This is a genomic window from Bacillus salitolerans, from assembly GCF_042680805.1.
Lineage (GTDB): Bacteria > Bacillota > Bacilli > Bacillales > SA4 > Bacillus_CJ > Bacillus_CJ salitolerans.
Genome location: NZ_JBHUEM010000001.1, coordinates 112,918 through 132,465, shown reverse-complemented (window position 1 = coordinate 132,465; position 19,548 = coordinate 112,918). Strand labels below are relative to the sequence as shown.

At 36.6% G+C, this 19,548-nt stretch carries 17 protein-coding genes and 1 pseudogene; 4 read left to right on the top strand and 14 right to left on the bottom strand.

Annotated features, from left to right (window positions below):
* Both ACFSCX_RS00620 and ACFSCX_RS00615 read left to right on the top strand, forming a co-directional pair.
* Window positions 1-1,356, top strand: coding sequence for a TldD/PmbA family protein (locus ACFSCX_RS00620; RefSeq protein ID WP_377926140.1), 1,356 nt, complete (start codon window positions 1-3; stop codon window positions 1,354-1,356).
* 1,134 nt (window positions 1,357-2,490) lie between these two features.
* Window positions 2,491-3,003 (top strand): annotated as a pseudogene (locus ACFSCX_RS00615) (methyl-accepting chemotaxis protein); the annotation flags it as partial.
* Window positions 3,004-3,096: 93 nt separating this feature from the next.
* Here the strand turns inward: ACFSCX_RS00615 and ACFSCX_RS00610 are convergent.
* The 10 genes from ACFSCX_RS00610 to ACFSCX_RS00565 all read right to left on the bottom strand — a co-directional run bounded on the left by ACFSCX_RS00610 (window position 3,097) and on the right by ACFSCX_RS00565 (window position 11,992).
* The gene (locus tag ACFSCX_RS00610) at window positions 3,097-3,768 is read right to left on the bottom strand and encodes a GNAT family N-acetyltransferase (RefSeq protein ID WP_377926139.1); all 672 of its coding nucleotides are present in this window, start codon (window positions 3,766-3,768) and stop codon (window positions 3,097-3,099) included.
* A 6-nt stretch (window positions 3,769-3,774) separates the two neighbouring features.
* Window positions 3,775-4,650 carry a carbon-nitrogen hydrolase family protein gene (locus ACFSCX_RS00605; protein WP_377926138.1) on the bottom strand — a complete coding sequence of 292 codons (876 nt, stop codon included), beginning with the start codon at window positions 4,648-4,650 and terminating at the stop codon, window positions 3,775-3,777.
* A 240-nt stretch (window positions 4,651-4,890) separates the two neighbouring features.
* Entirely contained in the window at window positions 4,891-5,460 is a 570-nt protein-coding gene (locus ACFSCX_RS00600; protein WP_377926137.1) for a TetR/AcrR family transcriptional regulator, read from the bottom strand.
* A gap of 30 nt (window positions 5,461-5,490) precedes the next feature.
* A complete protein-coding gene (locus ACFSCX_RS00595; RefSeq protein ID WP_377926136.1) occupies window positions 5,491-6,207 on the bottom strand; it encodes an MBL fold metallo-hydrolase in 717 nt (238 codons plus the stop codon).
* 99 nt (window positions 6,208-6,306) lie between these two features.
* The gene (locus tag ACFSCX_RS00590) at window positions 6,307-6,819 is read right to left on the bottom strand and encodes a CBO0543 family protein (protein WP_377926135.1); all 513 of its coding nucleotides are present in this window, start codon (window positions 6,817-6,819) and stop codon (window positions 6,307-6,309) included.
* Window positions 6,820-6,937: 118 nt separating this feature from the next.
* Entirely contained in the window at window positions 6,938-7,876 is a 939-nt protein-coding gene (locus ACFSCX_RS00585; RefSeq protein ID WP_377926134.1) for an acetamidase/formamidase family protein, read from the bottom strand.
* A gap of 15 nt (window positions 7,877-7,891) precedes the next feature.
* Window positions 7,892-8,320 carry a threonine/serine exporter family protein gene (locus ACFSCX_RS00580; protein WP_377926133.1) on the bottom strand — a complete coding sequence of 143 codons (429 nt, stop codon included), beginning with the start codon at window positions 8,318-8,320 and terminating at the stop codon, window positions 7,892-7,894.
* Window positions 8,321-8,334: 14 nt separating this feature from the next.
* On the bottom strand, window positions 8,335-9,090 hold the full coding sequence (locus tag ACFSCX_RS00575; protein WP_377926132.1) for a threonine/serine exporter family protein: 756 nt from the start codon (window positions 9,088-9,090) through the stop codon (window positions 8,335-8,337).
* A gap of 73 nt (window positions 9,091-9,163) precedes the next feature.
* A complete protein-coding gene (locus tag ACFSCX_RS00570) occupies window positions 9,164-9,892 on the bottom strand; it encodes a hypothetical protein (protein WP_377926131.1) in 729 nt (242 codons plus the stop codon).
* 384 nt (window positions 9,893-10,276) lie between these two features.
* A complete protein-coding gene (locus tag ACFSCX_RS00565) occupies window positions 10,277-11,992 on the bottom strand; it encodes an ABC transporter ATP-binding protein (protein ID WP_377926130.1) in 1,716 nt (571 codons plus the stop codon).
* Window positions 11,993-12,197: 205 nt separating this feature from the next.
* Between ACFSCX_RS00565 and pepT the strand changes: the two genes are divergently transcribed.
* Window positions 12,198-13,430 carry a peptidase T gene (gene pepT, locus ACFSCX_RS00560; protein WP_377926129.1) on the top strand — a complete coding sequence of 411 codons (1,233 nt, stop codon included), beginning with the start codon at window positions 12,198-12,200 and terminating at the stop codon, window positions 13,428-13,430.
* 183 nt (window positions 13,431-13,613) lie between these two features.
* On the opposite strand, the gene ACFSCX_RS00555 is transcribed toward pepT, so the two are convergent.
* Both ACFSCX_RS00555 and ACFSCX_RS00550 read right to left on the bottom strand, forming a co-directional pair.
* A complete protein-coding gene (locus ACFSCX_RS00555) occupies window positions 13,614-15,239 on the bottom strand; it encodes an ATP-binding protein (protein ID WP_377926128.1) in 1,626 nt (541 codons plus the stop codon).
* Between the two features lie 151 nt (window positions 15,240-15,390).
* Complete coding sequence (locus ACFSCX_RS00550) at window positions 15,391-16,341, bottom strand: TRM11 family SAM-dependent methyltransferase (RefSeq protein ID WP_377926127.1); 951 nt, start codon at window positions 16,339-16,341, stop codon at window positions 15,391-15,393.
* A 173-nt stretch (window positions 16,342-16,514) separates the two neighbouring features.
* On the opposite strand from ACFSCX_RS00550, the gene ACFSCX_RS00545 reads away from it, so the two are divergent.
* On the top strand, window positions 16,515-17,447 hold the full coding sequence (locus ACFSCX_RS00545) for a GNAT family N-acetyltransferase (RefSeq protein ID WP_377926126.1): 933 nt from the start codon (window positions 16,515-16,517) through the stop codon (window positions 17,445-17,447).
* A 50-nt stretch (window positions 17,448-17,497) separates the two neighbouring features.
* Here the strand turns inward: ACFSCX_RS00545 and ACFSCX_RS00540 are convergent, their stop codons facing one another.
* Both ACFSCX_RS00540 and ACFSCX_RS00535 read right to left on the bottom strand, forming a co-directional pair.
* Window positions 17,498-18,175, bottom strand: a complete 678-nt coding sequence (locus ACFSCX_RS00540; protein ID WP_377926125.1) for a Na-translocating system protein MpsC family protein — start codon at window positions 18,173-18,175, stop codon at window positions 17,498-17,500.
* A gap of 326 nt (window positions 18,176-18,501) precedes the next feature.
* Window positions 18,502-19,191 (bottom strand): Na-translocating system protein MpsC family protein, encoded by a 690-nt coding sequence (locus ACFSCX_RS00535; protein WP_377926124.1) that lies wholly within the window; start codon window positions 19,189-19,191, stop codon window positions 18,502-18,504.
* Between the last annotated feature and the right edge of the window lie 357 nt (window positions 19,192-19,548).

Here is a 19,548-nt window from a genome sequence, read left to right as displayed (position 1 = left end):
ATGAACGTACAACAATTTCAGGAAAGACTGTTTACAAAAGGACATGACCTTGGCTTTACTGATATGGAATTATATTATGAACGAGAAGAAAAGTTCAGTTGCGGTGTATTCAAAGGAGAGATTGATAAATATGAGTCCTCTGAAATAGCAGGAATATCGTTCCGAGGAATTTATAACGGAAAGATGGGATATGCCTTTACCGAAAAACTTGATGATGAGTCCGTTCATTATTTACTAGAACATGCAAAAGAGAATTCGCTTATCATTGAGGATGAAGACAAAGAGGAGATCTTTGCAGGTAGTAAGGAATATCGGGAGGAGAATTTCTATTCTGATAATCTAAGCAGAGTAACACCAGAAGATAAAATTAACGTAATGCTTGAAATTGAAAAAGAAATTTATGCATATGATGAGCGTGTGAAAGCAACTGATTATTTTATATTGAGTAGCTCAGAAGCAGAAAAAGCTATTAGTAATAACAAAGGTTTATTCTTACAGGATAAGACAAATTCCTTAGGGTTTTATGTATCAGTTGTTGTGAAACAAGGAGAAGAGATCAAAACAGGTAGTTATGTGAAAGTGACAAAGGATTTTTCTTCGATTGATCCAAAACAAGTGGCAAAGCAGGCGGTTGAGGAAGCATTGTCTCAGCTAAATGCTCAATCAATAGCGAGTAAAAAGTATCCCGTTCTTCTTCGCCATGATGCAGCAGCGAGTCTAATCCAGACATTTATTCCCGTCTTCTCAGCTGAAAACACACAAAAAGGACAATCAAGATTAAAGGGGAAGGTTGGAGAAACCATTGGAGTTTCCTCTTTAAACATTGTGGATGACCCATTCCTACCTAACGGATTATTAAGTAGGAATTTTGACGGTGAAGGGGTAGCGACAAAAACACTTCAATTAGTGTCAAATGGTGTCTTAACGACTTTTCTTCACAATCGAAAAACAGCAGCTAAAGACGGAGTAGAGTCAACAGGCCATGCCCATAAAAGCTCTTATAAAAGCTCAATAACCGTATCACCTTCCAATTTGTATATTGAACCAACTTCAAAATCATATAATGAACTAGTTACCACTATCGATGAAGGAATCATCATTACTGACCTATCAGGGCTTCATTCTGGTGCAAATCAAATCTCTGGTGACTTTTCACTAGCAGCAAATGGGTATTATGTTAAGGGAGGAAAGATAGTAACAGCTGTTAATCAAATGACGATTGCAGGGAATTTCTATGAACTATTGAACTCCATAACAGAAATAGGCAGTGATTTAGATTTTACTCCATGGGCAACGAACGGATTTGTAGGGTCACCTTCGTTATTAGTACAAGAGCTTTCTGTTACGGTTGAGTAAATCTCTTAAAATACCGATATCTTGTAAATAAATAGAAAGACCATATCAAGAAGATGATTTGGTCTTTTTGTCTATTATTTGCAACAGTTGTTCACTATATGATTAAAATTTTCCAACCTAGTTAAAAACATATTGAATTCTCAGTCACCCATGTCGATATTATGGATATAATAGTTAGGAGGACCTCTAATGACAGAACATGAAAGAATAGATTTCCAACGCAAAAATAGAGTAATGCTAGTTGCATATTCAATCTCCCTTATTGCTGCTTTTTTACAGACATTACTAACAGGGGCAACAGAAAAGTCCATGTTTTATGGGTTTGAATTATTAGTATTTATCTTAATATTTTTTATTTTTAGTAGAGTTATTAAAAAACCAAAATGGTTAGCCTACTTAACTGTGCTATATATGTTTGGTTTTGCTACATATGATTTACTCTTTTCCACAAATAATCTTAGTATGATTTTTATTATTTTCTTTTTATTAATTATTTCTTCTGTTCACCTTAAGAACGGCATTTTCTTAACGGGGTTCACATTGGGCATTATTGATTTACTTATTTATACCATTCGTCCATCTGGTAATGATGAAGTCTATCAAAATTTGATTTCAGTTGTGTTTCTAGTTTATTTCTTAATTGGAATGGTTATCTTCATATTAATTCGATTAAATGAGAAACAGTTTATTCAATTACAGCAGATTATGTCTCAAGCAGAAATTCAAGCTCAAGAACAAGCTGAGCTAAGACAGCAAATAGAGTTGAAGGTGAAGGATATTGCAGAAGCTTTCGAAGGTGTAAATCAACAAATTCAAGTGAATCTGGAATCCCAAGAACAGATCCGATTTGCTATCACGGAAATGGCCTCAGGAAGTCAAACACAGTCTGAACAAATCAGTTCCATTTCATTAAATGCTTTTGATACTAAAGAGCAAATGATGAATCTATTCTCATTAGCAGAAAACTTATCAAAAGACACTGAACAAGCTTCAGCCATCGTAAAAACAGGAACAGGTGAAATGGTATCCTTAAAAGATGGTATGGAGTTGTTATCATCAATCCTTAAACAATTTAATGATCAATTTAAAATACTAACAAGTAAAATTAATGAAATGGTTACTCTGACATCTACGATTAACGATGTATCTGACCAAACAAATTTACTTGCTTTAAATGCTTCGATTGAGGCGGCAAGAGCAGGTGAAGCAGGAAAGGGATTCTCGGTTGTCGCAGAAGAAATTCGTAAGCTCGCTGAGCTGACAAAGGTATCAAGCGACAAAATTTCATCTTCCTTGCTAGAATTAAACAGCAGCAATAAGGACTCTTTAACAAAAATTAAGGAAACCAATGAACAAGTATCAAAGAACTTAGAGTCAACAGGAACACTTACAGAATCCTTTAACCAGTTTGCAGCTCTCACAAACCGATTACAACAAAGTGTCTCTATGGTCTTAAATGTTTCTAATGAAGTGAAACAAAAGTCTGAAACAGTGGAATTTTCAACGAATGAATTAGCAGCGATTATCGAAGAAGCTAGCGCAAGCCTTGAAGAAGTGAGTGCAACGATTGATTCATTAACAACAGATAATCAACGAGTTGGTCGTATCGTCTCAGATACCAACACGAAACTACAAAACATCCTTTAATTTTAAACTCCAGGATACAATGGTGAACATTGTATCCTTTTATTTACTTGAACGAACATAAAAAGCGATCCACCAAGGTGAATCGCTTAAGTATTATAATTCTAGTAATGGAATAGTCTTTTTTTCTTTTAAGCTGTTAACCATTTCCACCCATTCTACCGGCTTATTTGACAGTGCTGAATAGTAGGTTGTTAAGAAGTCTACGACGAGCTGTGCATCTATCTCATTAAGGCTTTCTTCTACTGGCAAAAAGCATAAATCTAAGCCAGAAACACAAGCCCCATCATTTTCCCATGAAGGGTGGACATAAGGGAAATTAAGTCGTTTATACCCCATATGTGATAGAACTTCACGACGAACAAACGGATTCATCGTCACAACGCCACCAAAGTCAAAGTTCTCCTTTTGGTATGGATCATAAATTTCAGCAAACATTCCAAAAAGCTCTTTTCCATTCGCCTTTGCTAGTTCGTTTAAATGTTTTAAACGATTTGAAGCTAAGAATCTACCTAATCCTAGGCCCGGTCTGCTAACGATGGTGAAGTCTGTCATGGCAATGTTCCACTGATAATAATACCGATACTCTGTTATACCTACCACCTTTTCTTCATGCACGGCAACATAAACATAAATACCTGGGTCTTCTAAAGGTTCCTTCCATAAAGAAAACTCAAGTACCTCTTCTGGTGGGAACACTTCTTTCATTAGATCATGAAGCTGCTTAAATAATGGATCCTCTATACTTTGTACACGAATATATTCCATTACGCGTTACCCCTTTAGTTTAATATCGTCCCAATCAGTATATAAGTCTGTACGGCGGTCACGCCACGTCGTAACAGATCCTTTTTCCCTTACATCGTATAAAAGGCTTAGATCTATGTCAGCTGTTACAATCATGTCGTTATTTAACTCCCCTTCCACTAGAAGTCCCTTTGGAGGGAATGGAATATCGTTTGGCGTAATAACCGCTGCCTGCCCAAAGTTAGCTCTCATAAAATCAACAGTAGGTAAGGAACCGACTGTTCCAGTTAATACAACATACACCTGGTTTTCGATTGCACGAGCATGACTTGTATAGCGAACACGATGGAAGCCGTGACGATCATCTGTACAAGATGGACAGAATATAATGTCTGCGCCTTTCGCTTTTGCAATGCGAACAATTTCTGGGAACTCAATATCATAGCAAGTCAAAATCGCAATACGTCCTTTTTCTGTATCAAAAACGTTAAAGTCATTCCCAGCTGCCATATTCCATCCAGTAACTTCTGTTGGTGTGATATGAAGCTTGGATTGCTCCTCCACTCTTCCATCTGGATAAAAAAGATGTGCTACATTATAAAGGTTCTCATCTCTTTTAATGACATGCGTCCCACCAATAATGTGCATCTTGTGGAGGATAGCTAAACGTTTAAATAAAGTTAAATATTGTTCAGTAAAACCAGGTAGTTCATTAATTGTCAAACTAGTACCTTGGTTACTTCCGATAGATAATAGTTGAGTAGTAAAGAATTCTGGAAATAATACAAATTCCGCTCCATATTCCTCAGCCGTTTTTATATAATGTTCGCATTGTGAAGCGAATTCTTCAAAGGATTGAATTGTATGCAAGTGGTACTGTACAGCAGAAACTCGAATTTTCATTTATCTACCCCTTTTCACTCTGGAATACCAATGATTATCAAGCTTTTTATTCAGAAACTCAAGTATTTTTACTTGGAAAAAAGAAAAAATCTATCCTAACTCAAGATAGATTTTATCATTAATTCCAAAGTTGTATAAAAAACCCAGCATCCATCAAAAATTAACGAACAAATTTCCAATACAAACCTTAGGCCTAGGTTAGCCACTTTCAAAATCTCCTTTGTATTTCACCAAATTTCTTTAATTCTTCATTTCATGAATTCCGGATAAATAAGCCTTAATCAGTAATGTAAAACTCTTATCTAAATCCAATGGTAATCCAAATCCACCTTTTTGTTCGAGGGATGCAAAACCGTGTAATATGCTTCGCAGACCCCGAACCGCATGAATAGCCGCCTCATCCTCTAATTCATATGCGCGTAATACATGAATGGTTAACTCAACGATTCTTTTCCCTATTAATTGAACCTCTGTATCATGAGTATTTGGAGCTTGTAACGTCGCTTCATAAAGCCCTGGGGAATCTCGAGCAAACCTTACATAAGCTTGTGCCAAATGGAAAACTGCCTCATCACCTGACCTACCAATAACCACTGGTGTTAAGCTGTTGTATAGCTTCTCTAAGGCATATATTGCTAGCTTTTTCCTTAGACCTTCTAATCCATCAACATGATTATATAGTGATGGTGGTCGTATATTTAGTTTTTTTGCCAATGATGCTAAGGTAACTGCTGCCAAGCCTTCCGTATTGGCAATTTCTGCCGCTGTCTGTAATATAGTAGTTTGATCAAGTCCAATTCTCGGTGACATTTGAAAATCTCCTTTTTCATAAATGTTTTATTAAATTGCTTCTTGAATGTTTATTTTAGCTTGGAGTATCGCTACATTAATTGCTTGCTCAGGGTTTAGGATCATGCTTCCATGACCCACAGCAAGTAAGGAGGGTTTATAACTTTGTATCTTTATAGCACTTCTAAGTGCCTCCTCTTTATTCCACGTTGCCCATGCTGGAAAGGGGAAAAATGGCTGCATCTTACCCGCTACTGCGAGTCCCCCTTTTGTTTGGAACGCATCTCCCACAAGGAATACATGATTACGTTTATCAAAAAATGACATCGAACCTGGTGTATGACCTGGTGTTGAAACAGCAATTAAACTCCCAATCTCGTCTCCCTCTTGTATCAAAAAATCTGGTCGGGTTTTCAGTTTGGAAGCTATGCCCCCTTTAATCTTTGTTTGAGGTTCACTAGGGTCTAATGATAAATCTCCTTCTAATAAACGAGCATCTCTTTTGGATAAATAAACTGGCACATCTGGCATTAGCTCTTTTAATTTATCCACAGCTCCAACATGGTCCTCATGAGCATGTGTTAGGACAATTCTTGTAATTGGTCTTCCAATTTGTATAGCTGTTTGTAAAATGGCCTTGAAACAAAATGGAAGACCTGCATCAACTAGGGTTAATCCTTCATCTTCCTCTACAAGATAACAATTAACTGGAAATAAGCTTGGCATAAAAGCTAACTGATAAATGCTCAATTCTTTTATCAATTTCAACTATCCCACTCCTTAAAACTAATAATGTTAGTTTTAATATAACTAACATTATTAGTTTTTACAAGGGAAAAATTCCTTATTCTTCATTCTCACTTAAGCCTATTTCATTTTATTTAGAGAAACGTTAAAAATTTGGCAAAGTGAAAATGCAATTAATACCGATAAAATCAAGGCAATTATAGGGTTTTTGAAATGAATATGTAAGACAATAAACATTAGAATAACAAATAATAAAGACCATATAAAGCTCCAACCATGATGATATGTAATTGCCCCACCTTGTAATAAGGTGAACTCCAAGATCATAAATATTGCAGAAAATAATAGTATGTATAGTCCCTTCTTAAAAAGGCTTTGTTTAGTTGGAAAATGTGAAAGAAATACCCATGTCGATAAGGGCATCCATATTAAAATAAGTAACAGATTCGGTATCATTGCACCTGGAAGTCCGTTCGGCTCCAATTGCCAAAGTGAATAATTATAGCATATTACTTCATATAATGCATTTCCGAGGGCTGCAAAAAGCATAGTTGGATAATATTTTCGCCAATTTCGATCACCAAATCTGTAAGCGACAATGATCCATACTATTGAAAAAAAGATAATAAGCATGTAACCGAACCCCTTTTTGGTTCTATTATCCCTCATCCCAAGCAAACCTAATCCATTATCTGGAAATTGGTTCATAAGTACTAAAAAAACAGTAGTTATACGAAAGTATACTACTGCTCTATCGGATCGTACCATGAGGAAGAACGGCATGGACTCCCTTCACTCCATTTACCACCTGTGTAATTCTCAAATCAACAGCTACACTTGCCAGAGCGGTCGCCTCTGTCTTACTCACTTTATAAATTGACTGTATTAACAGGACCATTTCATAGAGTGCCAATGCGGTAGCTTCATTTAAATCCTCATGAAAGCCAAAGGTTATCCATGCTGAAGGTGTCTTTGCTCTTGGTAATGCAATCTCCATATTTTCTCTCAAAATCATGGTAAAGTCAGCTACTTCCATCGGGCATTCAATGGCTTGACCTGAAACCTCTCCATCACCCTGTGCAGCATGGCCATCTCCTATAGAGAAAAGTCCACCCTCTACCTCAACAGGTAAAAAAAGGCTACTTCCTTTTACTAACTCTTTACAATCAATATTTCCTCCCACTCTTCTAGGTGGAATAGTTGAATGAATACCTGGTTCACTTGGTGCAAGTCCAAGTATACCCATAAATGGCTGTAGAGGGACAGAAAAAACGCGATCTTTAAGTTGGCATTTTCCTATCATTATCTCGTCATTGAGCTCCCATTGCAGAGTTGTTTCCGGAGCCTCCGCTATCCCTACCTTATCATTTTGCCAATTCTTTTTTCCTCCCGCACAATTCCATCCATACCATCCCGGCTTAATCTCATTCATTCTAATTTCTATTGTCATTCCTGGCTTAGCACCGTTCAAGTATATAGGTCCTATCATTGGATGTCCCCAAGATTGCTCTAATTCTCTGGACTGAAACGTTACACGATCTTGACCTTTTTTAGCTATGTATCCCCATCCTATATCGGGGGTTAGTACTTCCACACTGTCACCTGAGTCTACTTTTAATATGGGGAGGTACTCCTTACTAAAAGAGGCATGTAAATGCTTATTATTCAAAGTTAATGTATGTTTTTTCATAGGAATGCTCCAACTCTATAATTTTGTACGCCTTCTAATAATTTGATTAATAACTTCCGAAAATACAAGTCCCATTGCAATTGCACCAGATATCATAAATGCTTTTGCCGCCAATTGAATGGCTGTGTTGTAATCATTTATCACAATATTTTTCATTGCATCATAAGCTAAGCCGCCTGGTACTAGTGGGATAATGCCTGCTACGCTAAACACAATGATAGGTGTCTTATAATACCTCGCAAAAAACTGGCTAACTATGGCTACTACAAAGGCACCAGAAAGAGTAGCAAGGACCGCGTCGAATTCCAGTTCGACTAATAGAAAGTAAAGGATCCAACCTAACATCCCTACCATTCCACATCTAACTAGAGCTTTCCTTGGGGCATTAAATAAAATGGCAAATCCAGCAGATGCAATAAAACTAGTTATGAACTGTTCTAACACTTTAATCCCCCTCTCTATAATAAAGAAATCACGACTGCTACCCCTGCACCGATTGCAAAGGCTGTTAAAAACGCTTCTGCACCTTTAGATAGACCCGAAACAAGGTGTCCTGCCATTAAATCTCTAACAGCATTTGTAATAAGCACGCCGGGAACTAATGGCATGACAGACCCAATAATAATCTTATCTAAATCATGACCAAAGCCAATTGTAATAAAAAATAATGATAAAAAACCTATAATTAATGAAGCTGTAAACTCTGAGAAAAATTTTATCTGAACGACCTTATTAAAATATAGTAATCCTGCATAACCACCAGCACCTGCAAAAAATGCAGCAAAGAAGTCAAACCACTTCCCTTGAAACATTATGAGAAAGCAACCACTAACAAAAGCTGCCGACAGAATTTGCACCCATGCTGGGTACATTAAATTTGCATGTTCAACTTCCTTAAGCTCTTCGTACGCTTCATCAATTGAAATCTTGCCATCACTTATTTTCCTAGAAATATTGTTTACAATGGCAATTTTTTGTAAATCTGTTGATCGATCTACTATCCGAATAAATTTTGTCGGATCTCGCCCATCCATTGAAAATATAATTCCCGTTGGGGTTACAAAGCTATGAGAATCTTTTATACCGTTAGATGCTGCAATTCGAGTCATTGTATCTTCTACACGATACGTTTCACCCCCATTTTGAAGCATCAATTTTCCAGCTAATAAACATACTTCAATCACTTTGTATAATTGATCATCTTGTTGTTCCAACATTCTCCCCCCTTTTTAAGTCACTATTTTCATTAAAACATATATGTTTAGTAGATTTAAACGAAAAATCGTTTTAAAAGAACTTTTTAATTTTTTTGGCTAGCACCTCTCTTTGTTGACGAAATTGTTTATGGCGATGTCCGTTTGCTCCTGAGGGATGTGGAAACCCAAATAGACACTGTGATGGGTTGAGTATTCCTTTATCAATAAGCTGGTGTAAGATTGTCTCAACTGCTTTTCCTAAAGGAATGACGAACGGAGTATTCTCTAATGAGAGTAGATCCGTCTTAATTGTATCTTCCAAAAACCGGCGTAAGAAATCACTTCCTGCTATTGGTGGAGTATGTCCATTATAATTCTCTCCTTCGATAAAAACTGGGAATTTAATTAAAGAAACGCTATGAAGTAAACCTTCGTTTATATGAAACAAATCGTTGCAAGAATCAACCGAGAGTGCTTTTTGAAGCTCTAAGTCGTCTAGCATTGTAATCAGATTCTTCCTCATACTTCCTGCAAATCTACACTCGCTCTTAACCAGCTTTATGATTTCCTCGTAACTACGATTTTCATATAAATATCTTTTAGCTAGCCATATGGATTTTTCCATTTGAACCCAGCCTGGAGTTATTCCTACGATGAGGACGATTGCTTTTTGATTGATATATTCATTATGTGCTGCATAATACACCTCGATTGGTCCGTGCTTATCAAGTAAAAAGGGGGGAATTAATAAGTCTGATTTTTCAAACCTCTCCTTATCTGGTAACTTTTTTATGTAAGGTATGGCCGAATGTAGTTTCATTTTTTAACACCACTTTCTTTTATAATCGAAATAGTATTCAACTTGTCGTGTTGTGTCATCACTCTGCTTGATGTTCTATTTACTACATTAACGGATGTAGTCTACTATCTTGAATGAATCAAGAAACACCCATATGTTCGTACAACCCTCATAAAAATACCCAATAGAAACCCACTTTTAACATTTCAAACGTCAAACTGCATCAAAATGCCATTATCAACCTGCTCACGGAAATGATGTCGGATGTTCCCCCTATTTTCTAGAATATATGATGTATCATTTATCATCACTATACAACCACTGTATAATCTTTCAGAAAGTAAAAATGGCTGTCGAGACTTTCTCGACAGCCTGACCAAGTCTTTCAAGACTTGGATTTTCTTATTAGCTTTGATATTGGACCCGATGAAGATTCGCAAATACCCCACCTTGTTCAATTAGTTCATCGTGACTTCCTTGTTCAGCAATCCCTTCTTCTGTCACCACTACAATTCGATCAGCATTACGAATCGTTGCTAACCGATGTGCAATAATGAGAGTTGTTCGGTTTTTTGCCAATTCATTTAAAGCCGTTTGAATGATTAATTCCGTTTCTGTGTCTAATGCAGAGGTCGCTTCATCTAGTATGAGAATTGGCGGATTTTTTAGGAACATACGAGCAATGGCTAATCGTTGCTTTTGACCTCCAGACAGTTTTAATCCACGTTCACCAATCTGTGTTTCATAGCCAAATGGGAGAGACTCAATAAAGTCTACTAAATGGGCTTTTTTTGCGGCGTCAGCAATCTGCTCATCTGTTGCTCCAAGCATCCCGTACGCTATATTTTCACGGATTGTTCCAGTAAATAAAAACACATCTTGCTGTACAATACCGATTTGAGATCTAAGGGATTTCATCGTTATGTCACGAATATCCATGCCATCTATTTTAATGGATCCACTATTTACATCATAAAAGCGAGGAATCAATGAACAGATTGTCGTTTTTCCAGCCCCTGACGGTCCAACGAATGCCACTGTTTCCCCTGCTCTTATTTGAAGCTGAATCTCCTCTAGCACTTGTTTATGTTCATCATAGCTAAAACTGACATCATCAAACGTAATATCCCCTTTTAATGCCCTCACTTCTATTGCATCTTGTCGGTCTTCTACCTCAGGTTCTGTATCAATTAATTCGATAAAACGCCTAAATCCAGCCATTCCTTTTGGATACAGCTCCATAATGGCACTAATTTTATCAATCGGTTTAAAGAGAACATTCACATATAAGATAAACCCAACGAGCTCACCGTAGGACATTTGACCTGTAAAGCTCAACCATGCACCGTATACTAACACAACTAGAATTATCATTCGTGTCATCATATAAATACCTGAGGAGCTATAGGACATGATTTTATAAGCACCTAACTTTGCAAGACGGAATTTTCGATTATTTGTAGTAAATCTAGCAATTTCATGGTCTTCATTTGTAAACGATTGGACAACGCGCACCCCTGATACACTATCCTCAACCCTAGCATTCACATCCGCTATTTCACTATACATTTGTCTCCAAGCTTTATTCATTTTGAGATTACAATAAACAATTAATAAAATTAATAACGGTACAACTATTATGGATACTAATGCAAGTTTTACATTAATCGTGAGCATAATCCAAAATGCACCAAGAAAGGTCATGACGGCAATAAACACATCCTCTGGTCCATGATGGGCCAGTTCCCCAAGATCAAATAAGTCGTTTGTAATCCGGCTCATAATATGACCGGTTTTTGTATTATCAAAAAAGCGAAACGATTGCTTCTGAACATGCTGAAACAGCTGTTGTCTCATGTCTGTTTCAATGTTAATGCCGAGCATATGCCCCCAGTAGTTTACAATAAACTGAAGGAATGTACTCAAGATGTAAATGGATAAAAGCCCAATGCTGACCCAAACGATGGTCGGCCAGTCATTTGTAGGTAGTAAGGAATCTATAAACCACTGTACGGCTAGTGGAAAGGCTAACTCTAACACAGCAACAATAACTGCACTACTAAAATCTAAGATAAATAGCTTTTTATGTGGCATGTAATATGAAAAAAAGCGCTTAATCATATAACGTCTCCTTTGGTTTTTCAGTAAAAATTAACACACTACATTTTTGAGTTTTCCTTCACTCACTTTACATTTTTTCTCAGTCTAAAACAATCCTTTTATTAAAACTTTCTACTGTGATCTCCGTCATAAGTAAATCATCTATATATTTAATGGATATTCATGTAAAATAAAGACAGAAAATTTATAAAAAGGGGCTGTACATATGCAGGAAGAATTAATAAAACGTTTAATTACCTATGTAAAAGTTAACACACAGTCAGATGACAATAGTGAAACATGTCCTTCAACTCCTGGCCAACTTACACTAGCGAACATGTTAGTCGAAGAGCTCAAAGAAATTGGTATGCAAGAAGTCACGATTGATGCAAATGGATATGTGATGGCTACTCTACCATCAAATACAAAGAAGAGCGTTCCTACAATTGGTTTTTTAGCCCATGTAGATACTGCAACTGATTTTACGGGTGAAAATGTTAATCCGCAAATTGTTAAAAACTATGACGGACAAGATATCATATTAAATAAAGATTTACATGTTGTCCTTTCTGGAAGAGAATTTCCAGAGCTGCCAAGTTATAAAGGTCATACCCTTATTACGACCGATGGAACGACATTATTAGGCGCTGATAACAAGGCGGGAATTGCTGAAATCATGACAGCTATGAACTATCTTATCAATCATCCTGAAATAAAGCATGGAAAGGTTCGAGTTGCTTTTACCCCAGATGAAGAGATTGGTAGAGGTCCTCACAAATTTGATGTCACAGCATTTAATGCAAAATATGCATACACAATGGATGGTGGTCCTCTAGGCGAGCTAGAGTATGAAAGCTTTAATGCTGCTGCTGCCAAAATTACCATTAAGGGGAACAATGTCCATCCAGGAACAGCAAAAGGGAAAATGATTCACTCTACCAAAATAGCCATGGAATTACATAATAAGCTACCCGCTAGTGAGGCACCTGAATATACAGAAGGCTATGAGGGGTTCTTCCACTTAACTACCCTTACCGGTACTGTAGAAGAAACTAAACTTAGCTATATTATTAGAGACCACGATCGTGATAAATTCATAGCCAGAAAGACGTTACTTGAAAACATTGTAATAGAACTAAGAGAAAAGTACGGTCAAGAGAATATTCTTCTTGAGATAAAGGACCAATATTTCAACATGAGGGAGAAAATTGAACCTGTAAAGGAAATTGTTGATATTGCCTATGATGCCATGAAGAAATTAAACATTGAACCCATCGTTAAACCGATTCGCGGCGGAACGGATGGGTCACAGCTTTCCTTCATGGGATTGCCAACACCGAATATCTTTACTGGTGGTGAAAATTATCACGGGAAATTCGAATACATTTCAGTAGATAACATGGAAAAAGCAACAAACGTTATGATTGAGATTATCAAATCATTTGAAGAAAAAGCGTAAGCTACTGAATGATTAAATAACATATCTGACCTCGACTAGGATGAAATGGCAAAAATCGTCGCCATTTCATCTTACCTTGGCGCTGGAGCCGGATTACTAAGCACATCGTAATAAGATACAATCAAAAACTTATTCATTAAAAATGGATACCGATATAGGCTCGGTATCCTTTTTGTATCTTGTTTATGAGGTCAATGGAACGGTAATTTCCACTTTTGTCCCTTTTCCTAATTTGCTGTAAAAGATGATGTGACCACCATGCTGCTTTATAAGCTTGTGGCAAATCATGAGACCAAGCCCCGTTCCCTTTTCTTTCAAACTATAAAAAGGTTCCCCTAACTTTGGGAGAATCTCTTCTGGAATACCTGTTCCTTCGTCTTGAAAGGATATGATTCCTTGGTTTTTACCATCTTTACGTAAAAGGATTTGAATCCTGCCACCAGTAGGCATTGCCTCAATCGCATTTTTAAGAATATTAAGGAATACCTGTTTTAGTTGGTTTTTTTCTCCGGTCATACAATAAACTTTAGAGGGATATTGGAAATCGAATTGAATGTTGTTTAAGTGTGCTTGAGGTGATAATAGCTCAAGCGTATTTTCTATTAAATGCACCAGGTTTACCTCGTTAAGCTGCATCGCTTGCGGTTTTCCTAGTGATAACAGCTCACTTGTTATAGATTCAATCCGATCAAGCTCACTTAATAATAAATCATTGTATGGAATCGAACTATTCTCCAACTTATAAAGCTGGATAAATCCCTTAATGGTTGTCAGCGGATTCCTAATTTCATGTGCCACTCCTGCTGCTAATTCTCCAACTATTGAAAGTTTTTCAGATTGCAAGAGAATTTCATCTGCCCTTTTCCGTTCTGAAATATCACGACTGATGATTACGATATGCTCTATTTCCTGTTCTTTTCCTCTTACAGGCATACATCTAGATTCGACTTCTAAATAATGGCCTTCTTTATGCTTAAGGCGATACTCCATAGAGCCTAATTCTTTATTAACAAACATTCTTTCTATACTTCCTTTAAATAGCTCAAGATCATCCTTATGAATCATTGAACAGAGCTTGATCTTTTCTAATTCAGAATCATCATACCCTAATACTTGCTCATGTGATGGAGAGTAATAACTAATGGAGTGGGATGGGTCCATGACAACAATAAGATCTGACGTATTCTCAGCAATCAGCTGATACTTTGATTCACTGGAGGCTATCGCCTGTTCCATCAGCTTATTCTTTTTAATAATTCTATATAATTTCAGATAAGACTCTATCAATAATCCGCCGACCATTACCCCAAGTGACAGGAAGAGTAAATATTGGAAGTGGAACATGAAATTATCTCTCAATATATTAAAGATCATCGGTACTGTAATAACGTAGATGAAGATATACGAAACTAATAGAATAATACTCTTCTTTAGAGGAGTATATCTCTTTAAGTAGTGACTCATCAGTGAGAAGGAAATCATAAGTGTTACCCAACCAACAATGGCAGGCATCCAATTCCCGCTTGAGAACAGTCTTGCTATAATGGCAAATCCACCCGTAATGAGTCCTGGAATGGGTCCAAGATAGGAAAATACTAAAATAACAGGCGCAAACCGTATATCATAAGAGTAGCCATCATGCTGGATCGTAAACGTAATTAGAATAACGGAGACAATCCCCGCATATAGACTAACCCATAGTCGATAAAACTTTAATGGCCATCGGTAAAAAAACGATTGAATCACCAATGGAGTACTTACCATTAATGAAAATATTGATAGATTCAACAGATAATCTACAAGAATCAAATAACCCCCACCTATTTGAACTGATTATATTACTCTAATCATAGTCTAGGAGTAGATAGATTTCCATAAAAATGCAGACTATGAAAAAAGGAATACTACCAGCAGTTGAAATTTAACCAATGAATCCTGCACAAGCATAATGAGGAAACCTTTACTTACATACAATAACCTCACGCTTAAAACTACCTTTACTTACCTCGCATCGATCAGTAATGGTAAAACCAGCCTCTAGAATAATTGAATCTACTGGTTCAATGGTGACAACGACAAGTTTTTGAGCAAACTTACGTGCACTTTGAAACATTTCGAGTTGCTCTTTTGGCGTAATAACCGAACAAAGATTATAAGGTAAGTCAATGATAGCCACATCATAATGACCCATAACATTACGAATATCTTGCAGGAGGACTTTTCCCTCTAGTCCAAAATGCGCGATGTTTACTCTTGCCTTTGAAGTAACCAATGGATTTTTATCTCCACCGATAATATCAATCCCCATAGAAAGAGCCTCTATTAAGACCGTTCCAATCCCACAACAGGGATCAATGGCCTTTGTTCCCTCTGGGATCGGAACGGCAATATTAGCGACTGCCCTTGCTACCCTAGTACTCAGGGCAGTTGAATACATATAAGGTTTTTGTTGATGCTGTAGCCACACGGCTTCACTTTTCACATAAAATCCAAATACGAATCCATTATGGATATTCATAATACCAAATAGTAACTTTGGATTATGTAAGTCAGGCTCTCCTTTGATTTGAACTCCAACTTCTCGTTCAATTGCCCGTCTTGCTTGAAGTCCAGGTGGATCACTAAGCTCATCATTTTTCACATACACCACTCTGTAGCTAGACTCTATTTTAGGTAAACCATTGATTTGACCAATAATATCTTCAAGGGTAGTCCCCTCAAACAGAATATCAATTCGTTCTCGAATGAACGGACTGCGACTAGGAGCCATTTTTAGATCACTAATAAAGTAGCTTCTGCCAGGACTCTGATTGAATAGAGACCTCAATTCTAACTGGCAAAGAGAAGCTTCCTCCTCCCGACTTGCATATGTGTATAAATAAGACGTTGGCTTAGGTAACAACTCCATCATCCCAACTCCCCCTCTCCACTATCATGGTGACAGTCACTTCCCACATTTTGTCGAAAAATCTATTATAACCCAGATTCTCTATAAATGGATGGTCTATCTTTTTAATAATGGTTGGTCAAATCGAAGCCAGCACCATTTATGATCAATATATACTAATCCAGGAGGAATCAAATATGATTGAACAACAATCTTTATTTACCATTAGACCCGCTAGAATAGAGGATGCACAAAAAGTTACAGACTTAATCATTGCGTCAGACATTGCCGAATATGGTGTCCCTGATTGCATGATTGAGGATGTGATCGGAATTTGGGAAGAGGTTCCGATTGAATCCAACACTTGGATTATCCAAAGTGAAGATGCATTTGTAGCATATGGATATGTAGAAGAAATGAGCAAAGGACGACTCGACTGTTATGGCTTTGTTCATCCAGACTGGTATGGAAAAGGAGCTAGAACGTTACTTCTTGAACAGATGGAACAATGTGCTGCAACCTATATTGAAGATTACGAAAATCATGGAATAAAATACGAATTAAATCATGTTATTCCTGCAAGAAATGAAAAGGCAATTGCTTTATTTGAGAGTAAAGGATATTCATATGTCCGAACCTATAGCCGCATGGTGATTGAAGTGAATAGTGTACCTGAAATCATTCCTACTTCAAACGAAGTTACTCTATTACCATGCGACATGGAACGAGATGCACATGGACTTTTTGACGCTTACACTGAGTCATTCAAGGATACAAGAGGATATTATGAAAAGCCTTTTGATGAATGGATACAAAAAGTAACGACTGAAGTATATGACCTATCCCTCTGGTTTGTTGCCTATAGAGGTGATGAATTAGTTGGATTTATTATCTGTAAAAACTTCCCCGAGGGAACTTATGTTGATTTGCTCGGTGTCAAACGTTCAGGTAGAAAAATGGGAATTGGTGCATCTTTGTTAACAACTGTTTTTAAAGAAAGCTACCAGCGAGGAATTTCATCCGTTCTTTTAAATGTAGACTCCAACAGCTTAACTGGGGCAAACCGTTTATATGAAAATGTCGGTATGAAACCGATGTTCCAAATGTCGATGTACCAGAAAACCAACTAATGGCCGGACAGTCACACGGAGATTTTTCGACAAAAATCGGGTAGTGACTGTCACCATAATATAAAGGCCATTAAGGATTTATCGTTTTTTAGGTCCCAATCGATAAATATATCTTTGACTTGGTGCTGGAAGATTTCATCAAATTTTCCATAACGGTGAAAGTATTCTTTTTCTAAGGTATCCTTTGTTAGGATGAGTTCTTCTTCGAATCCTCTTTTTATAAGCGCTTTCTCTATGGGAATTAAAATACCCTTCCTTTCGACCAAAAAGATCGAGGGGGATATTTCATATATGGTTATTTCATCAGGAATTTTTTGAACAAGTTTACTAATTCGAGCAATTTCAGCTTCAAATACGTTACTTTTTATTTTTGGCTTTCCTCTTTCTATTTGTTCATCTTCTTCAAATGTATACATGAGGATCCCTGAATTGTTCGGAAAATTCCAATCTTGATAATATGCTTGAACCTCCCTGTTTAAGGAAACTTGTATGACACCTTTAAGTTCATCAAGTAGGTGATTTATAATAAAGTTCCTTGCTTTTTCAACTTCGATTTTCTGCCCCCTATTCATTAAAACCTCTTCCATGGGAGAGATGAAGCCACGAATATAGGTGACAAAATGGGTTTTATTCATGATTGATTGACAAGATTGTGGTCCCTTCCCGAAGTTATTCCGAAGGAGTTTACTCGTATAACTACTGACAGAATTGAGTAATTCCTGATCCATACACCAACCCCCTTTACATGTACTTTATCGCGAGAGAAGTTTTCTTCTTATTTCATTAATTGATAGTATGGACTACAACCAAGGAATTGAATACTCGTGAATTTAAGAAGATTAGCAACTTGAAAAAATAGTAATTCTTCTTCATGATTCAATAAATCTTCATAACAAAAGAAAGAGAAAAAAGCCAAGATAACATACAGGTAATTTACCTAGCATGCTATATTGACTTTTGTTTAGCATTCTATCCAATGGTTTCAGATTTTTTTCACTTGCCATCGAAATTTCAAAATCTCTTTTTAATGTAGAAATGATAAGAAGTAAGAGGACTACTGTAAGTAAAAAAAGATATAGCAACTATCTTCTGCATAATCCCACGCCATATATATACTTAAAACATCTCGTTCAAAGATACTTGCAAAAACATTCTTATACTCCAAATAGCGGTCTTTAATTTCTCTTGAACGTTCTTGAAGAATGTCCAAATGCCCCTTTTGATAAAGAACCTTCTCAACCTGGAGCATAATCCCTTTACACTCAACAACTACAATATTTTGATTTAATCTTATTAAATCTAACCGTTTTGGAACCTTATGAACCTCCGAACTTACAAACATAATCTGATTAAAAATTTTGCCTCTAATCGCACTCGCTTCATTGAAATATTTATCTGTACTGCTTTGCAGTAACATAACACCTGTATTGTTCTCGTAATCCCAATCATAATAATAAGAATCTAAGCTGATATCCAGACTCACCATAGCCTCTCGTATAAATTCTTTCGCTACCCTATCCATTACTGCATTGCGGAAGTTTATGGCTAAGTTCATTTGACCACTATCTACTAATACTTCTTCTGCGGGAGTGATAAAATTTCTAACATAAACCGTAACTCGTTTTGAATGATAGGTAACAGCGCACGTTTCAGGTCCTTTACCAAATCTCTGTTTTAGTATTTTACTAAATGTACTACTTAGATGTAGGAGGTTTTCTTGGTATTGACTCTGTGCTTTTTTCATTTAGTCTTCCTCCTTCAATAACTAGAATGATACCCTGCTTTTTCATAATCATTAAAAATATAAAAAAGCCTAACTTCAGCATCATGAAGTTAGGCCATGGGTAAGACAGACTATTTACTAATAGGTTCTTCCATTTACCATATCGAAATGTATATAAACTTTGATTATGTATTAGCAAAGCAAATAATTATCAAATGACAGCAAGACATTGGACTTAAATATTATACCACAATAGGTAGTAATTGTCACCCGTAACTTTATTGTTATATAGTGTCATGGCTTTCATTTAAACTTCTCTCACTCGTATTTTGTCGGAATTTCCCCGGCAATATTCCCTATTTGTGAAATAAGCTAGTC